The following is a 22,911-nucleotide window of genomic DNA, read 5'->3' as shown; positions in this document are numbered from 1 at the left end:
GGGCTCGTCCCAACTTCTCGGCAATATCTGCACTCATCAGATGAGGCGTTTGTGGTCTATCGACAATCCGCTCGATAGTCCGGAAGATCCAGGTCCCGTCTGGACCAGGCGACGGCGCTGCGGCGCAGGGCCAGCCGCTGCGGGCCGTCAGGATCGACGAACCCGGCTTAATGGCCCCGTTTCCCCAGATTCACCGCCGGGGCCCCTGACCGGGGCCCGGAACCCGTTCAATAGGATCAATTGAGCCCTAGCGCCTTTAAGGCTGCCGTCTTGGGATCCCCAAAGAAGATCGGATCTACGTGCTCGACGACGTCGCCTGTGACTTCCAGAAAGCTTCGTTTGTTTTCTAAGGGGATCAGCGCCCGCTTAGCGCCATTGTCCATGGCAAGCTGCAGCGCCTCCGCGAGGGACCGCAGGCCCTTGATGTTACCCTGAACGCTTAAATCGTCGGCAGTTCGGCATTGCCCGATAGATGGAGCGACGGAAGCGACGGTCGGCCGAGGTCTTGGTACATCGACGTTGGGGAGAACCAACTTGAAGACGAAATCGCATTTCTCAGAACGGAGATCTATCTCTCCGAAGTGGAGCCGCGATTGCAGACCTTGACGGCGCTCAGCCGATTTTCCGTCAGAGCGTAGATCGCGAGAACTCGCGATCTACGTCGGCTTTGAGACGGAATCATTACCGACACACGGCGGATGAGGAGGCGAGTTGAGCCGTCGTCGCCTCCCCATGCGTCATCATGCGGCCTTGGCGACCTTCTCCGACCCTGCCTGCTCCATGGCGCGCATGTAGAGATCGAGCATGCTCTCGCGCTCGTCGCGCTCTTCCTGGTCCTGTTTTCGGAGCTTGATGATCTCTTTCAGAATCTTTACGTCGAATCCGTCGCCTTTGGCCTCCGCAAACACTTCCTTCTTTTGCTCGCTCAACTCGAGCATTTCGGTGTCCAGATTTTCGATCCGTTCGACGAACGCGCGAATTTTGCCGCCGGGAATGGTGACGTCAGACATGGTGCCTCCCTGATAAATGGAAGTGCGAAAATGCCTGGAAAGGAATGACCAATGTGTTAACCGAGCAAGCCAAGCCGAAAGGTGATCAACGCCGGACGATGGCAGCGTTCTCGGACATCGCAGATCAAAGTGTTCGCCCGGGATCCATTGAAGAGTTGCGCGAGATGACCCGGAGTTGTCTGAAAACAGGCTGAAGGCGCTCTAATCGGCGTGATCGGACGCCAAGCACTGCCTCACCGAACAAAAAAAGAAGATTTCATGGCCTCTTCGTTCACCCGTAACGCCGTCGTGCTCGGGCTTTTGTCCGCGGTCGGTCCGTTCGCGATCGACATGTATCTGCCGGCGTTGCCGGCGATCGCTGCCGATCTGCATGCCACGACCTCGGCGACGCAGATGACGCTGATCGCGTTCTTCGTCTCGTTCGGCCTGTGCCAGATCGTCTACGGGCCGTTGTCGGATGTTTACGGCCGCAAGCTCCCGCTGTATGGCGGACTAACGCTTTTCATTCTAGGAGCGATCGGTTGCGCGTTTTCGGCGACCATCGGCTGGCTGATCGCGTTTCGCTTCCTGCAAGGGATCGGTGCGGCAATGGGCGTGATCCCGCGCGCGATCATCCGCGACCTCCACACTGGCGCCGAGGCGACCAGGCTGATGTCGCTGGTGATGCTGGTGTTCTCAGTGTCGCCGATCCTCGCCCCGTTGACCGGAAGCGCGTTGATCGTGCCGTTCGGCTGGCGCGCGGTGTTCGTCGCGGTCGGCGTCGCGGCGCTGATCGCGCTGTTGCTGGTGGCTTTCCTGCTGCCGGAAACCCGCCCGGCCCATGAGCGCATCCCAGGCAGCATCCGCGGTGTGTTCGGCAATTTCGGCGAGTTGCTGCGGGACTGGCATTTCCTCGGGCTGACGTTCATCGGCGGGCTCGGCATTTCCAGTTTCTTCGCGTTCCTGTCGACATCGTCCTTCGTCTATATCGGCCACTATGGCCTGACGCCGACGCAATACAGCATGGCATTCTCGATCAATGCCATCGGCTTCATCGGCGCCTCGCAATTCGCGGGCTTCCTAGGCGGCCGCTTCGGCATGGGCCGGATGGTGATGGCGGCCGTGTCGGCCTATGCGTCGTTCGCTGTGCTGTTGCTGGCGCTGACGTTGGCGGGCTTCGACAGCCTACGCGTGCTGATCCCGCTGTTGTTCGTGTCGTTCGCGTTTCTCGGGCTCGTGATTCCGTCGACGATGGTGCTGTCGCTGGAAAATCACGGCCGCATCGCCGGCATCGCCTCGGCGCTCGGCGGCACGCTGCAGATGGTCGCCGGCGCAATAATCACCGGTATTGCCGGGCTGTTCTTCGACCGCACCTCACTGCCAATGGTCGCAACGGTCGCTGCGGCCTCCGTGGCCGCCCTCGTCCTCAGCCTTGTAACGTTGCGCAAGAATGAGCTAAAGCCGGTCGCATTGGGATCAGGCACTGGATGACTCATCGGGCCCGCGATTTAGCCCTGCCCGAGGTCGTGGATGGTCGGTCGCAGGCCGTCGGGCGTGATGTCGAGCGTCGCGAGCGTGATCGGCAACCTGAAACGCCGCCGGCCCGCGCTTCCGGGGTTCAAGTAGAGCACGCCGCCCACCATTTCGACCTTCGGCACGTGGGAATGGCCTGAGACTACGACATCGATGCTGAGCGCGATGGGATCGACCCGCAAGGCCTGCAGATCGTGCAAGACGAAGATGGACCGGCCGGCGAGGCGCACGAGTTCGGTGTGGGAGTATTCATTAGCCCAGTCGTCCGTGTCCACGTTCCCCTTGATCGCGGTGACCGGTGCGATCCGGCGGAAAGCGGCGATGATGTCGTGACGTCCGATGTCGCCACCGTGAATGATGTGATCCACACCGGCCAAACGACGTTCCGCTTCCGGCCACAACAGGCCGTGGGTGTCGGAGATGATGCCGATCCTGAACGTCATCGGTCGAGGCGGCTGGCGGGCGTCATTTCTGGCGATTCGCAACGGCTACGCCCTTGACCGGGAACCATCAGCCCGCCAAAGCGCTAGCCTACATGACACCACCATTCAAAATCAGCTCCGACACTGGCCTAGCCGACACGCTCAACGGCAGGTGCGAGGCAATGACCATGCCGCAATACGATGGTGACTTGCCGCCATACCGTTGCACGCGTGAAGCAGGCACAGATCGCAAAGGCCGTCGAGTTTGTGAGGCGCACACCCGGTCATTGCGCATCCGGTTCTATGACGCCGACGAGTGATCGGCAGCCAGCGCATCTCTGGATTTTTGGCGACAGCCGCAGCGGTGCGCGTAAATTCGGGGCTGTCGGGACGCTTGGTCGGCTTGCGAGGTGGCGCTGCCCCATCTGGGGCGACACCAGTCCTTGCTCTATTGACTGTCATTTTACCGACGCCGGTTGCGAGCGCGATTGCCCGGTCAGACATTCTTGAATTCTTGGCGACGGTCCGGCTCTATGTGCTTTGGTTGTAATCCTTGTATTCGAAGGGCTGCAAAACGATGGAATCACTTCCGAGAGGGCATTTGCTTCGAAAATAGAAGCGATGAACTTGGTGATTTCCGAAAACGTCATCGTAGTACAAACGTCCGAAAAACCACAGATGTGCGGAGTTGCGCCCTATAGATCGAACGTGAGAAACAAGTGGTCGCTTGACCGGGCTGTAGTTGACCACCTTGGTCGAGCCGCTTGCCCCGATCATATATTCCGGAAAATCTTTAGTGGAGAGAAAGAGGGCCGGGGGATCGACCGGCTCAGTGTCTATCATCGAGTCAACAATCAATTCTCTAACCACTTCAAGGGTTTTCCCATAGTTTTTGAATCGATAGGTGATGCAGACGTTGTCTCCGCCCGGAATGCCACTGTTTTCGCTGGCCCCCGAACTTTCAACGAGTTTGACGATCTCCGTGAGGTTGTGCTTATCGACGACCACGAAAAAGCGGGCGCGCTCGGCTGCAAATGCGGCGTCCGCAGCTTTTTGTGCAGCCTCGGCGGCGATACGAGTCGATTTTGACAGGCTGATAGTGAAGCCGCCCAAGATGGCCGTAAAGATCGCGACCGCCAAAGTCCCGAGGGCCGTGATGGCCGCGTTCTTATCAATTACATAAGCGCCAAGGCATCGTCGATAGACCCAAAACTCGCGGGCTGTGCCATTTTCAGCTTCGTTTATGCAGTTTTGAAATGCCTGCGAACTATCAACAATCCACCAAATTATCAAAAAGGCGACAGCGCCAAATATAAGCGGCGACGCCCGTTTTATATGCCTCAACATCCCTCAATCGCCGTTCTGAAAAAAGTCACCGCTCATTCGAGCACTATATCGAGATTCGGCTTGCGCAACCTGGGGTTGAGACGCAACAGGGACCGCTAATTGCGGTAGACTACCCGAGTGAGGATGACCGCCCTGCTATTGGCTTTGATGCTGGCGGGATGCGCTGGCGACCGGCTGACCCGCCGGACGAAATGCGAAACAGTTTCCGCAGTCTTATCGAATCCGTCCGCAACGCGCGATCAAATCGCAATCGCGATGGAAATGGGCGGGAATAACGGATGCTGTGGCACGGGGCCGCCTCGACAACCGGACAAGCGCCTAGAGTCGCCATTTGCCTTGAGTGTCCCGCCGCCCATCGGCGCTGCGTTCGACGCTACAGTGATGGCGGCCACACCGATCGAAGGCATGGGCGAGGCTGGCGCGGGCACTGGGGACGTTAAGTAAAAATTAAGTCCTCGGAACCTACTGATTACTGATTCATAGAAGACGCACGAAACAATTTTGAAGCAAAAGCGAACCATTTTTAGTGGGCGCAAAATCGTCCTGACACCTGTCTCTCTTTTTATCAACGGCGCGATCAACCAGCCAAGGGAACCGCCATGACTGCAATTGCAAGAATCTTCTCGAATGCGATTCCGGCGATCTCGCCCGATGTCGATATTCTTAAAATGGTTGCCGTGTTTTGCGGTATCGGTTTGATCGTTTCGCTGATGATTGCGAGCTACGGTCTGGACCTGAGCGCAGGCTTTTTCTAGGTCTTTCCCAATCGCCGATCATCATCGTCGGGATGCACCCACGCGTAAGGCGTGATCTCGCGCTGTTGAGTGAGCTTGATCATATGCACGGGCGGCGAATGTCGAGGCGTCCGGCACGACCGGCATTTCAGCGCCGCTTCAAGTTTCCAGATCGGGGGTATCGCGGGTGCTGGGGCGTTTCGCCGAATGCTCTATAAAAGTTAATTTAATGGTGTCGTCTGCTCGTGAGCGTAGAACGATTCCAAATTTATGTGAATTTCATCGTCGAACCTCTTATCCCCTATCATCCATGCCACTTGCGAAGGTCCGCGCGCTAACGATCCTCGGCTCGCTCGATGAGGCCCGGTCTGAGCTTGTCGGCAAGGCCGTCATCCTCACCGATGGAAAGGCGGGGACCGTGGAGCAGGTTTGGCTTGACGAGCATCACGGTCTGCGAATCTCGATCAGGGGCCACTATGGCAAGTGGCCTGTCTCTACCATCAAATTTGCACAGCGCTCGACCGTTCGCGCGGATCATATTTCCAGCCGCCAATTCCGGTGATAGCATTTCCCTTCGCGGCGAATCCCCTGTTTGGAAACCTGACAGAATGTGATCGCACGAATGAGGATCATCGCCCTGTTATTTGCCTTCGTGTTGACCGGATGCGTCTCGCCGACTGGCAACTGCTGATCGGCGATGGCGAGACGCGTCCTTACCTGATCCGGCCCGATGCAGCGCGGCAAGCCATATTATTATTTCCGGGTTGGCGACAATCGCACGCCATTGCCGGGCCAGCCGGGCGGCAAGGATTTCGAAGCGGCCTATGCGACGGCGAGTGCAGCCGAAACCAAGCGGCGGGCCAAAACATTATGACGGGCAAAGGAACAATCGCCGGTGACAGCAATCTAACAGCCGTGGAACAGATCAAGTGCGACCGTAAACCGAATTGGTCTAGCGATCATGCCGGACTTCGCCTCGCCGTCTGGTTTCCGAAATGGCCCGGCCTCGCTAACCGCGGAGAGTATGAACGCCGCGATATTTCTTTTGCGATTTCTGATGCACAGGACCGTGTTGTCGCGGCGGGTGAGTTTGAGGAATGGGCTTTTTTTTGGTTGCCGGAGAAATATCTGAAAGACGACCAGCACATTGGCGTGCCTAATTTGCGTCACTGGTGCGAAAACGAAGCCGACGCCCACGATGACAATTCCTATCAGGCTGCCCACACGGTTCTTAGGGCATGGGGACCGCACGAACGCAAAACGGACGAAACCCCGTTTGAATTTGGTAGCATTGTGATTTTCGACCGGCTGCGCATTGAAGCGGGCAATGTACCGCAATCGGGCGCTGTATGGGTGTTGATCCAAAAGTTGATCGACCGCCAGTTCAAGGGAAAGCAAAATTGCTCGGCGATGATCCTGATCAAGCCGTTCCCGCTGGAATATACAGGAGACGTAAACAGTGGAAATGCAGCCGCGTTCGCACGGCGGCGCGATGCGATGGTGAGGCTGTACGGCGCGCGGCTCGGCGCAAGGTTGCTCGACCAGCGTGACCGTTGGTTGTGGATCAGAACGAACGACGGATTACCCGAACCGAGACGCGAGCGGCGAAAGAAAGCCGCCCTTCGATAGACAAAAAAAGCGCCCGTCGGCGTCGTTCCCGACGGTTCGAATCCCAAACCGTCCGCCGAACCCACGGAGCGCGACCCCCACGCCGGTCGCTGGTGCCCGGGCAATCCCCTGGCTGCCCATGTGCCACCGGCACCGGGCCAGCCCATGGGCTGGCGCCCTTGACGCGCGAATAATGATTCCGATCCGGCGCTTTGAGTCCGACTGAATCCTCACAACGCACTCAAATCGTCCAGCACGTCGTCGAACTTTCGCAACACAGTCGCATCGTAGAAATCGCCGGTTGCAGGATCACCAGTGCGACTGAACGCAACCGCACCAACGTGACCTTCCTTCCGCGAAAGCGCCTCCGCGCGGATCACAACGACACATAGCCCTTGCGGCTGCGGGCACTGCCACAGGTGTGTGGGGCCTGCCCGATGGATATCTTCGACAGTGCAACTACGAATAAGGGTCCCATTCCATTCGGGTTAGGCCAGTCGCAGCGTCCACGCCCGTGCTAATTACATCGCGGCGATCAATCCCGCATAACCCGTCATCTAAGTCCAACAATCTAAAGGTCGCGGGCATAGACCGTTCAAGAAAAGCAGGCCTGATCGTCATCGCAAGCGCGGGCCAAATCATCGAGATTTGAGAAGGTCCGCGCCCATCAGGATCATCGATGGACGTAGATAGGATGCCGAAAACCTTTCCGCACTTGTCGAACGCCGGGCCGCCGCTCAAGCCACCGGGGGTCGTCAGTTGCCACTTCGGTCACCTCCTCGCAGCGCAGGTCTCCTTGGCGCCGATCCTCCGGAATCGACTCCTCCATTTCGACTATAGTGATTCATGGCGGCGGCGCTGGCTGCGGTAGCCGCCCTGTGATCTGCGATCAGTGTCAGGATGGTGTTCGGCGCAGCAGCCGCACCCGCCGGCGAGGCTAGAACCTGCCCGGGCGAAACGGTCGCCAGCGCCAGAACGGTGCCACCCGCGGCCACGCCAGCGGCTTGGGTTAGGAAGTGGCGACGGGACGGGGCGTCATTTTGAGATATGGGCGTGTCTATGGGTGGCATGCTATGCATGCGGGTAGCCTTGGCCATTGGAATGGTCTCCTTGTGGTCCGGGTTAGAGCCGGGGCGGAAGTTCGCTGCTTCCCCTCGGCTTGCTTTTACGTTATACGCAATTATGGTGAAGTCAATATCCGTTAAACGTAAAAGGGTTGGACGTCCCGCGACCGGGACAGAGCCGCTTTATGGCGTTCGGATAGCCGATGGACTGATGAAGCAAATCATGGATTGGGCAAAATCTCAGGGCGCGACGCGCTCCGAGGCCATCCGCCGGCTTGTAGAGCTGGGGCTGAAGAAGAAATGAACCGACGATGACGGACCAACCAGACTCGCCTTTGGCCGGTTTAAATCTAGACACCGCGATCCACCTCCGCTGGGTATTGCGTGATGTCAAAGCCAAGCGAACCAAATTTATGCAGGTCAGTCCTGACGATATCACGACGTTGATTGAAAGAGGCCTCATCGAAATGAGGGACGAAATCCCTGTGCTTACTGACGAAGGTGAACGTGCGCTCGATTGGGGCTGAAGGCGAAGGGGAAACGACGGATGCTCTCAGCGATGGAATATCCGCATTGGTTGATGGTAGCCGGAGCCGTTTTAGTGGTGCTCGGATTTATCGGTTTTGCATTTCGCCAAAACAGGAACGCTGAGCCGGATGAAGAAAATCCGAAGCAAGCAACACCCTCGGAAGCTATCCATGCCGCCCTAGAAGCGGAGATGAAGGCGAAGGGGAAATAGGCACGATGGAAAAGCTCGTTGCCTTGACGATCGTACTTGTGATTGTTGTTTTCGCTGCGGTTTACGCTATCGCAGCTCTGAAGGGATCGAGTAAGGGCAAGTGACCACCCCGGCCGGCACCTGATTTGCCGAATTGCCAAGCCGCCGGGACGGCTTTCGCGCGTCCGCAACCTGCGGTAGGCTGGCGCCAGGGGGGCGCTCTTTTGACTGTTGCGGGCAATCCAGAATGGAAAGATGCGTGCGCCGTTATCGGAGAGATCGCGCTGCTCTATACGGCGCTGGATCATCAGGTCAATCATATCGTCATTGAGGTGATGAGTTTGGCTCCCTCGCCGCTGCTGGAGCCTGTCGTAGCAACGCTCGACACCCGTCAAAAAATCGAGATGCTTAAAGCTCACGCGAAGCACATTCGACAAAAAGATTGGAAAAAGGCCGTTCAAACCCACGCTGACCGCATGGAACGAATTGCGCGGATCCGAAATGCGGCGTGTCACACGCCCTTGGTACCAAAATCGAAGGGTGGGTTTGAGTTCGCGCCGGCCGCTGCGAGCAAGTTGCTGAAAAGCATTACAATCATTGACCGCGAGAAATACACCTCTGACCGCTTAACACTTGAACAGGTTCGAGAGGCCATCCCCGTTGCCGAAAAAACGTTGGGAGGTGGCGAGAACATACTCGACAACTTCCGTAAATTGCGAACTGAGATGGCAAGGCGGAAGCTGATTTCTGCTAAGTGACATTGGGGGGAAAACCAAAGCAAGGTGGCCCTTTTGTGCGCCCAGTACCCCGGCCGCCCTTCGCGGCTCTGGCCGACGCACAGCCGAGGCGGAGTGGCGTTCCATCCCCTGCTGGGCCACGTCTCGACCACGACGTACTATTTCGTTAGCGATACCAATTCTTCTGGACATGTTACAACGGCCACCGGATTGAAGCATTCAGTCGGTTCACCAGCCGCCACGCCGTCGTCACTGGCGACGAACGGTAGCGCGACAAAATAAGTCGCTTCGGCCACGGCACTCACTCAGTGTAAGTCTTGAACCTTCCACGCATGTACTGGCGGGCGATATTTGGGGAGTAGAAAATTATTTTTGGTGACGCGCGCTCTTGGCGTAACACCAACGCCCATTGATTTTGCTGGGATAAGCCAGTCATCACCATGTTCCTTGCTTGGGAACACGGACCCCAAAACAACCGGGTAAAGATGAAGGATTCAAAGGCTTTACCCACATAGCGAGCGGCACTCCGCTTTTGTGTGTCAATGGCGTGCCACCAAGTTTAGAATTAGCGAGCAAATTCAACGATGGCTGCATCAGTCATTTGACAAGATTTGGCGAATAACCCCTCCTGACAAAACCCCCTGACGATTCTCTTCATGTTTTTCAAATGGAGAGCTGTGTCATGCGCGAACCGTCCAAGTTTGAAGTCAAGTTTGTGGGGCTTAGTGTTTCAGCCGAAGGTGCCCTCGGCATCGGCGCGGCGTTGCTGGTCGTGTTCGGGGCCTTCATGTTTTATCGGTTTTAGATGACAGAACCCACAGATCGTCAAAAGTCCCTCGTCAAGGAAATGACCTATCTGCGTGGGCGGATAGCCTCGCAGTTTGCAGCCGCTTCCCAACATCGCCGACACTCGGCCAGCGGACTTTCGTTTCCGGCGGCGCCGTCGCGATATTCCACTGCCATTGCACAGCCGCTGCCATTCGCGCCTTCTTGGCTTCGACGATCCTGGCCGTGCCGGGGATTTTGATGGGAACGCCGAGCGGATAGAAGGCCGATACAAACCGAATCGTGGCATACTCAATTTAGCGGCGCGTATGTGATCTCGCGTCGCTCTCCCGAACTGCACCCCGTCGAGGGCCGGCGGGGGTTTTTCGTATGTCCGGGTAGGCCAACGTCCGCTTTGCTTCGGATATTATTGCAAAAGTCTTTTTGCGAGGTGGGACTCAAATTCTCCGACCCGTAGATGCAGCAATTGAATAATGCTGTGGGGGACCACGTCGCCAAGCGCCAAACTCACAGGCGATTCTGGTAGCGCGTTTGAAGCCCTATTGATCGACGATTGTCGCTTGTTTCGTTCTTTGGCGGAAAATTAGCCGCTGCGCCATTTGTGACTTTTGCAACAATATCCCCCAACACCGGACATTGTCGGCCACATCAGCCATGTCCGAAAAGTGCTGCCATCATCGGATAAAAAACGATTGTGCGGTTTATTTGACTGACTGCACCAGCCTTTCAACTTCTTGGGCGGTTATAATCGCAGACCGCTCGTCCATGTGCGTGGCGTCAACCCATCGAAGCTGCTGCTCGTGAAAATCCAATCGTGGCCACTGGTTTGCATCAGGGAAAGTTGCGTGCACAAGAGACCTAGCCATTACAGCGTAGTGAGTATCGCCTAGTGCATCGGGATAGGGCAATTCGTAAAAAAGGATTTGGCATCCTCGACCTTCCAAATTCTCCACTAGCCGTTTTAAAGTTTCCGCATTTCGGACCATCGCGTCATCCAACTTGTTACTGCTGAATTCTTCGCGCGTGGTGGCAACAGAAGCAGAGATGTCGTAATCAGACGGCTTGTCCCTCGGCAGTTGGTCGACATTTCCCGCTTCCGATTTGTATTTTATCCAGTAGTACACAAACGAAATGATCGCCCTTATCGGTCGAAACCATTGATATGGCTCGGCGTCATTCTTTCCGAATTGCTGCACCAGAACTTCGTCTACTGGCCGAGACAGAATGTTTGTTTCGACAAGCAACAGGCGCGGCAATTTTTGATAACTTGCAACAATGGCGAGATCGGTCAGCGCAGAACCGCCGCCGATCGCGATATTTCGAGGTCGTGTTTTGAGAAAATAACCTTCGAACAACCTGAATGTCATTGAGCTTCCAACCAAAGCGACATCAGGCGTCTTCTCGAATTCGTATCGACTCAACGCTGGAAAAGACCGGTCCAATCTAACACGCGCATAGAGCGACGGAAGAGTAGCGAAAAGCCACGCCAAGAAAACGCAGGGAAAAACGAAGATCGCGAGACGTGCACGACGATGACGACGCGCCAAGGATTGAATGTGGAAGACCAATTTTGGCTCCCCCGATGCTCGGCTGTGTCACTTCTAGCGCCTCAGCCCGCCAGTCAGCAACACGCGCCCCGCGGCTGCTCCCAAAGATCAACTCCTCTCACTCTATTTTTGAGCTTGGCGTTTTCCGCCTCGTCCGTTGTGGGTCAAAATGCGAAATACTCGCTGCGAGCAGATGTCTTCCGCTTTGGCCCCAACAACGGACATCGCTCAATAGCGTCGGCATGTCCGTTTGGTGCAACTTCGGACGCTCTTCAAGAATGACGTCTGCGACGCCAGTCGCGAGCATCTCTCGTTACAGACGTAACGCGTTAATCCGGTACGGCAATCGCGCTGCAATATTCTCGGAGCTTACTGAGCCTCGAAAGCCGGCCGTGTGCGGTGGTGCGACCAGGCTTGCACGCCAAGGGTCAAACGAGCGCTAATGGAAGTTCGATATGTCTCGTCCAACGGATCAACTCGACAATTCGCATACCAAGCCTCTCCAGATGGAGCAGCACGAACAAATTAGTTCGGACCGATCACAAACTGACGGGCGGCCGGAAAACTCAGAGAGCCAGGCAAGGCAGTTCCTGCCGAACAGCCTGATCGCGAGCCAGCGAAAAGCCCGGTCGAGCCTGGTGCGAAGACTCGTTCAGGCCCAAGATGATCCGGCGAGGCAACTCATACGGCGCTGGCTCAGCAAAATCAATAACGAGCAGCTTTTAAGCTTTGGCCTGACACTGGAAGACATTGCCCTCCTGCGCGGCTCACGCAGCGCTGGCAAATTCGTTTCGACACTTTTGTCTGTACCTTCACCACCCGGTTCATGGTTTTAGAGCATGCGACTAACGACACATGCTTTATTACGTAATTCATAAATCTGGGAGGCCGCCTTGAAGCTCTCGCTGTTTTCCGTCCAGGACCATTATCCCGATGGCGCCCGCACCGTCCCCCAGCTCTACAAGCAAGTGATCGATCAAGCCATCCTTGCAGAAGACCTGGGATATGCCGCGTTCTTTTCCGCGGAGCACCATTTCCATCCCTATGGCGTAGTTCCGAATCCCACCGCTTTGCTCTGCGCGATTGCCCAACGGACGACACGCATCAGACTCGGAACGGCAATCTCGATCCTTACGTTTCACAATCCGCGAACGGCGGCCGAGATTTTTGCGATGGCGGATATCCTTAGCGATGGCCGTTTCGTGCTCGGCGCCGGCTCCGGCTATCTCAAACATGAGTTCGAAGGATTCGATGTCGACCCCGCTGAAAAACGCGATCGTTTCGACGAGTGCCTTGCGATCGTCGAGCGGCTTCTGGCTGGCGAAAGGGTGACCTGCCACGCCAAGTTTAGCCGCCTGGACGCGGTGAAATTGAATGTCGAGCCGATCCAGAGGCCGGTGCCGCTTTACGTGGCCATTCTCCGCAAGGAGGCCGCCTACCACGTCGGCTTGCAGGGACGAGGACTTTTGACGGTGCCATACGGCTCGCTCGATCATGTCGACGAAATCGGTTCGCTGGTGTCGGAATATCGCCGCGGCCGAACCGATGCTGGCAACGAATCCTTCGCTCTTCCGCAAGCGCTTGGTGACAACGTCGTATGCCTCCATACCCATGTCGCCGAGACCGACGCCGCGGCACGCAAGGAGGCGAGCGGACCGTTTAACCTCTATGTCGAGACCCGGCTGTATGCGAAGAAAATGGTCTATGACGATATTCTCCGAAGCGGCATTCATCTTTTTGGGTCGGTCGAGACCGTCACGAAGAGGCTTTGCGCGCTCGCCGACATGGGCGTGGATCACGTCATGACCATGCAAAACTTTGGCAACATGGCGCCCGCCGACGTGACGAACTCGATGCGCCTGCTGGCGGAGCGGGTGATGCCTCAGGTTCGGCAGCGCCAAGCCAGCCGGTCGTTGCGGGGCGTCGCTTAGCAAATCCGAATGGCGCCGATGTCCGATGCGCGTGAATTTCGTAGAAGTTTGGCGGCGTTTGCGACAGGCGTCGCCATCGTTACGAGCTCGAGCCTAGCGGCATTCGCGCGACACCAAATATTTTGCCATCAACGTCCTGACCGCAGATCTGCGAGAACTTTCACAGCGGTTCTCATCCACCGTCGCGGACAAATTCGACGGCGTGGGCGCTGTTTCTGGTCATGGGGCTATTCCTTTGATAACCGGATGTGCCTTCGACCGCGCCAATGTCCGAGTTGTCAAAAACGGAAGTTGGGTCACGTCTGAGCTTAGTCCGTTCATCCCTCAACAACGGACATGCGGGCGCTGCTGCGTCATGTCTGTTTGGTGCCAACAGCCGACATCCGCCACGGGGTGACCTCTCTGCCGATCACCGGGCGAGCCGAGCGGTTACCCAATCTACCGGGCATGTTCGAATGCCCAATCGTGAAGAGCCCGCCCATGGGCAATCGCGTGGGGTTGATCCTTGGGGCGGCCAATCGCGTATCGCCCTAGTTTCGCGTATGCTACCTAGTTGGATAGCAAAATGGTCGCAGGAGAAGCCAATCATGACTGACGATCAGGTCAATCTCGTCGTTCAGCACCTTTGCGAGCAATTGCACTTGGCGCTCCGATTGAAGGACAGCGAGGCACATCCGCCAAACGCCAAGGATATTGGATTTGATCCTGCCTCTGTAAGAACTGTATTGCTGACCGGGTTGCGTTCGGCGGGTGTCACGATCCACCACGAGGCAGCCGGGGCGAGCGAAGAGCCGCCATGGTCCTAAATGTAAGACGCGGGACAGAAGCACCCGTGCCCATGTCTCAGTTGGGTCCAAAACCGGAAGAACTCGAATTGAGCATATGTCTTTTGCTGTTCACCCAATAACGGACATTGGGCAGTGCTACCAAATGCCCTCACCCACCCGGCTTCACATAGTTGAATGTGGCATCAGTGTTTGGTCGATTTGGTGGGCGATACATGGTGGGGGCTTTTGGTTTGGACCGACTCTCGAAATCGGCCCCTCACCCACCCCCGGCACCCCGGGTTCACGCGGGGGCCGGCCCAGGCTCACGCGCGACGCGCGCTCCTAACTCGGTCGCGCGGTCGAATACATTCTTGACGTTCGACGGGTGTCAGCTACTGTGCTTGGAGCATTAAGAGTGGGGCTGACGCCCTCGCCAACCTGCCGTACCTAGGCAAGGTGGTTACCCGCAAGGGGATGCGGCCTTCGGCAACAAAACAGGTCGTGCGAACTGTCAGCCCTCCTCAGTAACAGTGGAACGCTATAATGAACGCGACTATCGTTCGCCTTTTGCCAGCAGATGAGCAGGCTTTACTGAAGTGTTACGTTGAGGGGACAAGCGAGCCTAGTGGTGTTGATGCCATCTATAACGCGCTCGAAGTTCCGCAGTTGTCCCCGCCAACAATGACAACGAGTATGATTCAGGCTCGGTTTTAGGAGCTTGAATCACGCCTCAGGTGACACCCATCAACAACGAACCGGGCATTTCCGAGATTACCCTGCCGGACACGCGGCGGACATGCCAAAATCGACCAAAATAATCCTAAGCAGTCGTCGCGAATGGTCATCGCGAAAGGCCCCAATTACCAAAAGTCACACCTGGCTTGGCGGATGTTGCGTCCTTTTCGACCTTGAACGCGAACGTTAGTCCGGCACGGATCTCGTTCACGGCGTGTCCGTTGACCAGCGCATGGCGAAACGCAGCATCAAAGCTGAGCTTGTCGTTCACCTGCCAGATAGCCCCAGCCAGAGCTGAATATGTCTGCTGTTGGTTGATGACACTGTCGGAATAGAATTCAAAAACCGGTCGGACCTTCCACTGGTTCGGTCCCTCGATGATGGCATCGAAGAAGAGCTCGCCATGCTGGTCGGGTGTGAGGTTCGTCGCTGTATTCAGGTGGATAGTTCCCCATTCCCACCGTTGCGACACGATGCCGGTCCAGCTGAATCCTACACCTGAGCCGCCGGCCGGCGGCAGTAGCGGGCCGAATTCTGTGGCAACACTCGGTCCCTGCTTTCCCTGGAGAACGCCAGGCACCAATACGTATTTCAAGAACGCACCATTGGAGACGCTGAGTGGACCAGCCGCCTCGGGCAGCACCTGTGCCGTACCTTGCAGGACCAGCTCCCATCTATCCGCAAAGCCATAGTTAAAGACGGCTTCGGAAAGCGGCTTTGTCGCCCCGGCGCTAATAGCACCTGCTGGCTGGAATTCGATTTCGACCTCGCCCAAATCGGCGACTGCCGCGTCTGTTCCATCGAATGGACGATAGGCCAAGGCGGGTGCCGCCCATCCGACCGTGCAAATGCCAACGATGACCCCGGCCGCAATCTGTTTTGACCTGGAATCGCTGAACCGTTTACCCGGCGGCTCGCTCACATACCCAAACATCTGCGCTCCCCACGGTTCTCGCGGCGACCGGTCCTTTCCTTACTCAGCGAACTCACTGTGCCCGCCAGGGCGAACGGTCGCTCCAACCCTTCTCCCCTTCTCAGATCACGACGACCGTTCGTCCGCAAAGGCTCGGCGCCCATTCCGCGACATCGGTATGACTCCGCCGCACCGCGCCCGGAATGAAGTGGGGATCAGCTTCGAAGTCTTCGTCGGTCCGGACGTCAACGAGAACGGGGCACGCAGCCGTGCCGGTCAAGCGTGAAAGTTTATCGGGGGTTATCGAGTAAATTGCTGACATGACGCGTCCTTGGTGGAAAACCGGACGCGATTCTTTAGCATGTCGCCTCGTGGGGAGATCGCTTCCCCATGCGACGGCTACAGCCAAAGCTGCGGCCGTTTGTCAATCGGGAACTGAGTTCCCAAAAACCCCGCTGTGCGAACGATGTTCGATGGCGCCTACACTTATTCCACCTCGCCGACTGGGCGCGTTCAAGGTTCAGCAGCCACCGATGACGAAGATGCGATAACAAAATCTTGCGTGTGATCGGATCGCTGTCAGCGCTGTCATGATGCTTGAGGCCGTCACCACGGACCTCGTTTTCACCATCAGCCTGAAGCGCAGCACCCAAAATCTTCAGCTATCCACAAGCTGGGCCGGCCGATTACCATCGCATAGCCATGGTTCAACGCGCGCGTGGGCCTGCAGTACATCTGGTACAACAAGTTCGATGGCGATGCCGTCCACGCCCGCGACAAGAACACCTTGTTCCTCCATGCCTGGCTGGGCGATGTAGGACGCTGGAGTGCTAGACTAGCCGCGCCAAAGTCTCACCCGATCGTGAAAAGACTAACAAACGTGATAACAAACGTGAAGAAACCAACAAAAAAGTCACTTGAGACCCGCGATATCCCAAGGGACACTGTCTGATTATCCGTGCTCCCCGGGACGTGCGGCACTTCTTTTCAAGCAACGCTGTTACCTGCGAATGGGCAAGCGCCCAGGTATTCGTGGTGTCGAGCACGTCGCCAAGAGACAAGCGGGCCAAGGTAAGGAGGAAACCCAAGCTAAGGAGGAAACCCATGGATGCACAGACTGAGCGTCATCATCATCGCGCCGAGGAGGAAACAACCTTTCTGCAGACCAATTTGGTCTCGGATGGCTTCGTTGTTCCTGCAGTGACAATCGATCCAAATCTCATCAATCCCTGGGGCTTAACTCACAGCGCGACCAGTCCTTTCTGGGTGTCGGACAACGGCGCGGGCGTGACGACGGTCTATAACGGTGACGGAACCCTGGTGAAGGTCGGTGGGTTTCCCGCAATCACGATCGCGGCGCCTCCAGGGCAGACCTCGCCGTCAAGCCCGACCGGAGACGTGTTCAATATCGCGGGAACCGGGTTCAACGTCACCAGCGGCGGCCATACGGGATCGTCCGTCTTCATTTTTGCAACCGAGGACGGCACCATTTCCGGCTGGAGTCCGACCGTGGACCCCGCCAGTTCCGTCCTGGCCGTCGATAACTCACAGGGCGGCACCGGAGCCGTCTACAAGGGTCTCACGATTGCGCAGACCGACGATGGCACTTTCCTATACGCAGCAAACTTCCGGAATGGAACGGTCGATGTGTTCGACCAGAACTTCAATCAGGTGAATAGCTTTACCGATCCGAACGTGCCGGCCGGCTACGCGCCCTTCAACGTGCAGGTTCTTGACAACCACCTGTTCGTCACGTTCGCGCTGCAAGATCCCACCAAACACGATGACGTCCCCGGTGTCGGCCACGGCTTCGTGGATGAGTTCGACCTGCAAGGCCATATGCTGGACAGGGTGGCGTCCGGCGGGGTGCTCGATTCTCCCTGGGGGCTTGCGATTGCACCCGCGGGATTTGGCGAGTTCGCCAACGATCTTCTGGTCGGAAATTTCGGCGACGGCACCATCAATGTCTTCAATCCGAAGAACGATCATTTCCTGGGCAAGTTGGAAGACGCCAACGGTGCCCCGATCACCATCTTTGATCTCTGGTCGCTTGTTCCCGGCAGTGGCAATGCCGGCACCGATCCGAACAAGATCTACTTCACCGCAGGAGTGAAGAACGAGGCGCACGGTCTCTTTGGCAGCTTGGCGGCGATTCCAGAATCCAATAATTCGGCCATGTCGATGACAGGGTCGAATTCGATGACAGGGTCTATGACGGGATCAGGTGCCATGACGGGAGCTATGACAACTCCTGGGACGGGATCTATGACAGGATCGATGGTGGGATCTATGACAGATACCCTGACAAATCCTATGGCAGGATCTATGACAGGGTCGCATTCAATGCATGGGTGAGGTTCCAGAACTGTCGGGCCGCTGCTCTTGGGGCCGCTCGACCGCGAAACGACGGGACCCGCAACTTCGGAAGGGCGGATGACGCGCGCCGCCCTCCGCCCCGCTACACGTCATAGGTAATGACGGCGCCGCATTTCGTAGCCCAGAACGGCAGGTATGCTTTTTTCGGAAGCTCCTTTGAGGAGACGCCGTCGTGGACATGTCGATCGGACAGCGTCTCGGTTCGCTGACGCAGCGCTATCAGCCTACGTTCCCGACTGATGCCGGCAGTGGGCGCCAAACCAACGGTGACGTGATCCATCCGCGCGTGCAGGCGGTGATGGTCGCGGCCAGGTTCCACGGCATCGAGTTGGATCCAGGCGAGCTCGTCTCCACGGGTGCGCAAGACATCCCTTCAGCGGCCTCGCTCTCCGAATGGGCACAGAGCGCCGGCATGTGGGCGCGGGCGGTGCGGTTGCACTGGCGCCAGCTTATGCACTGCGTCGACACCGGGCCGGTGGTGCTGCTGCTCACCGACGGGAGCGCGACCCTGATGGTGGGGGCGGATGCTGACCGCCATGTGGTTTTCCTTCGGGATCCCCACGCGCTGGCAAGCGAGATAGCCTTGGCAGTGGACGAGTTGCGCCTGGAGAGGGTCTGGTCAGGTGAGGCGGTGCTGCTGCGTGCCCAGCGCGGGCAAACGGAGACGGACGCACCGTTCACCCTGAGCTGGCTGTCCGGCCTCGTGTTGCAGGAGAAGCCGTCGCTGCGAGACATCGGGTTTGCCTCGCTAACGCTGAGCTTCCTGACGATCTTCCCGCCGTTGTTGGTGATGACGGTGGTCGACAAGGTGCTGACGCACCATAGCTACTCGACCCTGGTGCTCCTCGCCACCATCCTTGCGATCGCGACCGTTTATGAGGCGGTCCTTGGCTACGCCCGCCGGCTGATCGTGATGGTCGTCGGCGCGCGGCTGGATGCGAAGCTGAACTTGCACGTCTTCAACCGTCTGCTGCGGCTGCCGCTCGACTATTTCGAGCGTCACCCGGCCGGGGAGACGATGCATAAGATCGCGCAGGTCTACAAAGTCCGTGAATTCCTGACGGGAAAGCTGCTGACGACGTTCCTCGACATGATGACGCTGACCGTGCTGCTCCCGTTCCTGTTCTATCTCAATTCCACGCTGGCCTTTGTGGTCCTCGCTTGTTCGGCCCTGATCGTGCTGGTCGTGTTGGCCTATCTGCGTCCGCTGCAGCGTGTATTTGCCAAAGTCATTGTCGCCGAATCCGAAAAGGCCGCGGCACTGGGCGAGACTATCTTCGGGATCAAGACCGTGAAATCCCTCGCGCTCGAGCCGCAGCGCCGGATGCTGTGGGATACGCGCGTTGCCGAGGCCGGAAAGGCGCGGCTGGCCTTCGGGAAACTGGCAAACTGGCCGCAAACGATCGTCAATCCGATCGAGCGATTCATGTCGATCGGTATCGTGCTGGTCGGCGCCTATCTCGCGATGACCGACAAATCCGGCTACGCCGTCGGGGCGCTGTTCGCCTTTATGATGCTCAGCATGCGCGTCGCGCAGCCGCTCGCGGGGCTGGCGCGCCTGATCGAGAATTACGAGGAGGTCGGCGCCGCGATCAGCGAGGCCGCGTCGGTGCTGAACCGCCCGCTGGAATACGGTACTCTTTCCCGCGGACTGCGTCCGCAACTCTCCGGCGCGATCGCCTTCGACGACGTCAGCTTCACCTACGGCAGCACGAAAATTCCCGCGCTCGAACGCGTCACCTTTGCGGTGCCCGCGGGCACGATGCTGGGCATAGTTGGGCGCAGCGGGTCCGGAAAGTCGACGTTGACGCGGCTGTTGCAAGGGATCAACCGGGACTATAGCGGCTTCCTGAAGATCGATGGCAACGACGTGCGCGAGATCAATCTACGGCATCTGCGCCAGAGTTTCGGCGTGGTGCTGCAGGAGAATTTCCTGTTCCGCGGCTCGATTTGCGAAAACATCATCGCGGGTCGTCCCGGGCTCACGCTGAACGATGCCGTGCGCGCGGCGCGCCTCGCCGGCGCCGAGGAATTCATCGAGCGCATGCCGAATGGCTACGAGACGCTGATCGAAGAAGGTTCGCCGAACCTCTCGGGTGGACAGCGGCAGCGGTTGGCGATCGCACGCGCCCTGATCACCGATCCGCGCATCCTGATCCTCGACGAGGCAATGAGCGCGCTCGATCCGGAGAGCGAGGCGGTGCTGAACGCCAATTTGCTTCGCATCGCGCACGGCAGGACGATGATCGTTGTTTCGCACCGCCTGTCGTCCTTGATCGACTGTGACCAGATCCTCGTCCTGGAAAACGGCAAGGCCGTCGACATCGCGCCGCACCGTTTGCTTCTCGAACGCTGCGGCATCTACCGGCAACTCTGGACCCAACAGAATCGCCATCTCGGGAATCAAGGGCCGCGTCATGCAAAGGCCAGTTAGCCGCGCAAACCGCGCGAACGATCCGACGCTTCCGGCGATCCTGGAATTCCAGTCGCCATCTCAATCTCTCGCCGCCGCCCCAGTTCCCCGCACGGCGCGCGGCACGATCTGGATCATCTCCAGCATGTTCGTCGCTTGCGTCATGGCGATGGGGCTGATCCCGATCGACCGGGTTGTGACTGCTCAGGGAAAGGTGGTCTCCAGGGTGCCCTTGCTGGTCGTGCAACCGCTCGAAACCTCGGTTGTCCGTTCGATCGACGTGACCGAGGCGCAAAGCGTGCATACCGGCGACGTGCTCGCGCGGCTCGATCCGACCTTCGCGGCGGCGGATGTCGGCGCGTCGGAAGCGCTGGTTTCAACGTTGCAGGCGGAAGTCTCGCGCATGCAGGCAGAAGCTACGGGAAGCCCGTTCGCCTCCACAGGCACCGATCCAAACCAGTTGCTGCAGGCGTCGATATTCGCGCAGCGTCAGTCGGAGCGCGATTTCAAGCGCGAGACTTATCAGCAGCGCATCAGCGGCCTCCAGGCCGCTGTCCCTGTCGGAAACTCAATCTTGCTGGCAACTGATATCGAATCGGGCGATGCTCCTGCCTTATGCGAGAGGTCTGTAGCCTAATTTGGTTGGCGTTGGTCGGAGCGTTCCGGTCGCGGGTCTCGCTTGAGGCTGAAAACATGATTCTGCGTCATCAGCTTAACGTGTTGCGGCAGAAATCGCCGAAACGGCCGACGTTCGGGATGCTGGACCGTCTGATATTCGCCGGCTTGTATCGTTTGGCTCCGAAGGTGCTGAACGCCTTGGCGATCGTGAAGCCGGAGACCGTGATTAAATGGCACCGCGCCGGGTTCAGATCCTACTGGCGGTGGAAGTCGCGGCGCCGTGGGGGCCGGCCAACTGTAGCGCCTGAGATACGCAAGCTTATCCGCGAGATGAGCATTGCCAATCCTCTGTGGGGAGCGCCGCGGATCCATGGAGAACTCCTCAAACTCGGCATCGATATCGGGCAGACCAGCGTGGCCAAGTACATGGCCAAGCGAAGAGAGCCGCCATCCCAAGGCTGGAGGACGTTCCTTCGCAATCATGCCGACGGCATCGCCGCGATGGATCTGTTCGTCGTACCGACAATCTCGTTTCGTCTGCTCTACGGCTTGTTGATTGTGGGGCATGGTCGACGGCAGATTTTATGGTTTGGCGTCACAGCGCATCCGACCGCAGATTGGATCGCAAATCAGATCACGGAAGCCTGCGGCTGGGAACAAGCTCCCCGCTATCTCATTCGTGACCGGGACGGGGCCTATGGTGAGGTCTTCATCCGAAGGCTTCGATCAATGGGCATTCGCGATCGACCGACGTCGCCGCGCTCCCCTTGGCAAAATGGATATGCTGAAAGGCTGATCGGCTCGATCCGCAGGGAATGCCTTGACCACGTCGTTGTGTTCAGCGAGCGCCACCTCCGTCACATCCTGCTGTCGTACATGAGTTATCACAACGAGATACGGACGCATTTGTCTTTGGAGAAAGATGCGCCGATCTCCCGCGCCGTCGAACTAGCCGGGCACATTCTTTGCCGCCCAATTCTCGGCGGGCTACACCACCAATATGTCCGGATTTGATTTACGACAGGCACACGGTGACGTGGGGTGTCAGTCGGTCAAAATCGCGCGACGATTGATGATAGCGACGGCGATGCAACGCGCAATTTGTCTCGCTGCTTACCTAACTAATATTGGGCTGGACCTTGATGCTATACGCTACATAACCACGCCAGGACCCGACGAAGTGCAATGGCTTTCGACCCGCGATGCTCTTCGTATTGGCATTGACGTGTATAGCTACGAAGCAACCATTTTAGGACAGCGAGCAATCGGTCCCGCGCTCTCGACCGAAACCGGCAGCTATGAAATTGCGCAGCACGGTGTCGCGAATTTTTACAAGCGCTTCAAATCTGCCGGTATGGCCGGGATGTCATTCAGTGTTGCTGATTGCTATAAGCGAGCGGCCGAGCTGAGAACAGTCAAGGGCGTCCAGTACTGCTTCACAATCGACTTGCTTGCCGTCGATCTCAGCGCGTGGGGGGAGAAAACCTATCATTTCCCCATCCTTCCCTATTTCACACCTTCTCAGGCTAACAATCGTACGCACGACCTCTTAATCAGCCTAGGAATCAGAAGTGATCTAGGGAAGCTTTTGACTCAGTGGCAGGACTACTTGCTGCTGGCCAACCTCGCTTCGGTTGCTACGCATCAAGAGTAGCTCGGTTAACCCGCCCGAC

Annotated in this window: 21 protein-coding genes, 1 pseudogene and 1 riboswitch; of the genes and pseudogenes, 17 read left to right on the top strand and 5 right to left on the bottom strand. The window is 57.7% G+C overall.

The genetic code is table 11. The features are described from left to right. Positions 1 to 470: 470 nt before the first annotated feature. Positions 471 to 638, top strand: a pseudogene (locus B5527_RS46160) (3'-5' exonuclease); the annotation flags it as partial. Between the two features lie 102 nt (positions 639 to 740). On the opposite strand, the gene B5527_RS07855 reads toward B5527_RS46160, so the two are convergent. Further along, entirely contained in the window at positions 741 to 1,010 is a 270-nt protein-coding gene (locus B5527_RS07855; protein WP_079600791.1) for a DUF2312 domain-containing protein, read from the bottom strand. Between the two features lie 258 nt (positions 1,011 to 1,268). On the opposite strand from B5527_RS07855, the gene B5527_RS07850 reads away from it, so the two are divergent. Further along, the gene (locus tag B5527_RS07850) at positions 1,269 to 2,480 is read left to right on the top strand and encodes a multidrug effflux MFS transporter (RefSeq protein WP_079600790.1); all 1,212 of its coding nucleotides are present in this window, start codon (positions 1,269 to 1,271) and stop codon (positions 2,478 to 2,480) included. A gap of 17 nt (positions 2,481 to 2,497) precedes the next feature. Here B5527_RS07850 and B5527_RS07845 read toward each other — a convergent pair whose 3' ends face one another. Both B5527_RS07845 and B5527_RS07840 read right to left on the bottom strand, forming a co-directional pair. Further along, positions 2,498 to 2,965: a metallophosphoesterase family protein gene (locus B5527_RS07845; RefSeq protein ID WP_079600789.1), complete on the bottom strand. Its 468-nt coding sequence runs from the start codon at positions 2,963 to 2,965 to the stop codon at positions 2,498 to 2,500. Positions 2,966 to 3,475: 510 nt separating this feature from the next. Beyond that, positions 3,476 to 4,291: a hypothetical protein gene (locus B5527_RS07840; RefSeq protein ID WP_079600788.1), complete on the bottom strand. Its 816-nt coding sequence runs from the start codon at positions 4,289 to 4,291 to the stop codon at positions 3,476 to 3,478. 599 nt (positions 4,292 to 4,890) lie between these two features. Here B5527_RS07840 and B5527_RS43570 point away from each other — a divergent pair. The 7 genes from B5527_RS43570 to B5527_RS47040 all read left to right on the top strand — a co-directional run bounded on the left by B5527_RS43570 (position 4,891) and on the right by B5527_RS47040 (position 9,957). Further along, on the top strand, positions 4,891 to 5,046 hold the full coding sequence (locus B5527_RS43570) for a response regulator (protein ID WP_154072086.1): 156 nt from the start codon (positions 4,891 to 4,893) through the stop codon (positions 5,044 to 5,046). A gap of 289 nt (positions 5,047 to 5,335) precedes the next feature. Next, the gene (locus tag B5527_RS46155; protein WP_079600786.1) at positions 5,336 to 5,587 is read left to right on the top strand and encodes a PRC-barrel domain-containing protein; all 252 of its coding nucleotides are present in this window, start codon (positions 5,336 to 5,338) and stop codon (positions 5,585 to 5,587) included. Beyond that, a complete protein-coding gene (locus tag B5527_RS43565) occupies positions 5,509 to 6,654 on the top strand; it encodes a hypothetical protein (protein WP_154072085.1) in 1,146 nt (381 codons plus the stop codon). Before B5527_RS46155 ends, B5527_RS43565 begins: the two co-directional genes overlap by 79 nt. A gap of 1,354 nt (positions 6,655 to 8,008) precedes the next feature. After that, positions 8,009 to 8,224, top strand: coding sequence for a hypothetical protein (locus tag B5527_RS07810; RefSeq protein ID WP_079600782.1), 216 nt, complete (start codon positions 8,009 to 8,011; stop codon positions 8,222 to 8,224). Positions 8,225 to 8,244: 20 nt separating this feature from the next. Continuing rightward, a complete protein-coding gene (locus B5527_RS07805) occupies positions 8,245 to 8,436 on the top strand; it encodes a hypothetical protein (protein ID WP_079600781.1) in 192 nt (63 codons plus the stop codon). 203 nt (positions 8,437 to 8,639) lie between these two features. Then, on the top strand, positions 8,640 to 9,173 hold the full coding sequence (locus tag B5527_RS07800) for a hypothetical protein (protein ID WP_079600780.1): 534 nt from the start codon (positions 8,640 to 8,642) through the stop codon (positions 9,171 to 9,173). A 661-nt stretch (positions 9,174 to 9,834) separates the two neighbouring features. Then, positions 9,835 to 9,957: a hypothetical protein gene (locus tag B5527_RS47040; RefSeq protein ID WP_276329315.1), complete on the top strand. Its 123-nt coding sequence runs from the start codon at positions 9,835 to 9,837 to the stop codon at positions 9,955 to 9,957. 682 nt (positions 9,958 to 10,639) lie between these two features. Here B5527_RS47040 and B5527_RS07795 read toward each other — a convergent pair. Further along, the gene (locus B5527_RS07795) at positions 10,640 to 11,506 is read right to left on the bottom strand and encodes a hypothetical protein (protein WP_154072084.1); all 867 of its coding nucleotides are present in this window, start codon (positions 11,504 to 11,506) and stop codon (positions 10,640 to 10,642) included. Positions 11,507 to 11,940: 434 nt separating this feature from the next. On the opposite strand from B5527_RS07795, the gene B5527_RS43560 reads away from it, so the two are divergent. The 3 genes from B5527_RS43560 to B5527_RS07785 all read left to right on the top strand — a co-directional run bounded on the left by B5527_RS43560 (position 11,941) and on the right by B5527_RS07785 (position 14,222). Next, a complete protein-coding gene (locus tag B5527_RS43560) occupies positions 11,941 to 12,321 on the top strand; it encodes a hypothetical protein (RefSeq protein ID WP_154072083.1) in 381 nt (126 codons plus the stop codon). A gap of 57 nt (positions 12,322 to 12,378) precedes the next feature. Next, positions 12,379 to 13,416 (top strand): LLM class flavin-dependent oxidoreductase, encoded by a 1,038-nt coding sequence (locus B5527_RS07790; protein WP_079600778.1) that lies wholly within the window; start codon positions 12,379 to 12,381, stop codon positions 13,414 to 13,416. 587 nt (positions 13,417 to 14,003) lie between these two features. Further along, a complete protein-coding gene (locus B5527_RS07785; protein ID WP_138836405.1) occupies positions 14,004 to 14,222 on the top strand; it encodes a hypothetical protein in 219 nt (72 codons plus the stop codon). 362 nt (positions 14,223 to 14,584) lie between these two features. Then, positions 14,585 to 14,687: riboswitch (SAM-I-IV-variant riboswitch) on the top strand. Positions 14,688 to 15,024: 337 nt separating this feature from the next. Here B5527_RS07785 and B5527_RS07780 read toward each other — a convergent pair. Then, positions 15,025 to 15,852, bottom strand: coding sequence for a hypothetical protein (locus B5527_RS07780; protein ID WP_079600776.1), 828 nt, complete (start codon positions 15,850 to 15,852; stop codon positions 15,025 to 15,027). A gap of 1,014 nt (positions 15,853 to 16,866) precedes the next feature. Here B5527_RS07780 and B5527_RS07765 point away from each other — a divergent pair. The 5 genes from B5527_RS07765 (at position 16,867) to B5527_RS07745 (ending at position 22,892) form a co-directional block, all read left to right on the top strand. After that, positions 16,867 to 18,186, top strand: a complete 1,320-nt coding sequence (locus tag B5527_RS07765) for a TIGR03118 family protein (protein ID WP_245332533.1) — start codon at positions 16,867 to 16,869, stop codon at positions 18,184 to 18,186. A 199-nt stretch (positions 18,187 to 18,385) separates the two neighbouring features. Beyond that, on the top strand, positions 18,386 to 20,641 hold the full coding sequence (locus B5527_RS07760) for a peptidase domain-containing ABC transporter (protein WP_079600773.1): 2,256 nt from the start codon (positions 18,386 to 18,388) through the stop codon (positions 20,639 to 20,641). Then, entirely contained in the window at positions 20,625 to 21,257 is a 633-nt protein-coding gene (locus B5527_RS07755; protein ID WP_079600772.1) for a hypothetical protein, read from the top strand. The genes B5527_RS07760 and B5527_RS07755 overlap by 17 nt, the downstream gene beginning before the upstream one ends. A gap of 395 nt (positions 21,258 to 21,652) precedes the next feature. Continuing rightward, a complete protein-coding gene (locus tag B5527_RS45690) occupies positions 21,653 to 22,252 on the top strand; it encodes an integrase core domain-containing protein (protein WP_245332532.1) in 600 nt (199 codons plus the stop codon). After that, entirely contained in the window at positions 22,239 to 22,892 is a 654-nt protein-coding gene (locus B5527_RS07745) for a hypothetical protein (RefSeq protein WP_154072082.1), read from the top strand. The genes B5527_RS45690 and B5527_RS07745 overlap by 14 nt, the downstream gene beginning before the upstream one ends. Positions 22,893 to 22,911 lie beyond the last annotated feature (19 nt).

The organism is Bradyrhizobium erythrophlei (assembly GCF_900129425.1).
Lineage (GTDB): Bacteria > Pseudomonadota > Alphaproteobacteria > Rhizobiales > Xanthobacteraceae > Bradyrhizobium > Bradyrhizobium erythrophlei_C.
This window is presented reverse-complemented; position numbering and strand designations above follow the sequence as displayed.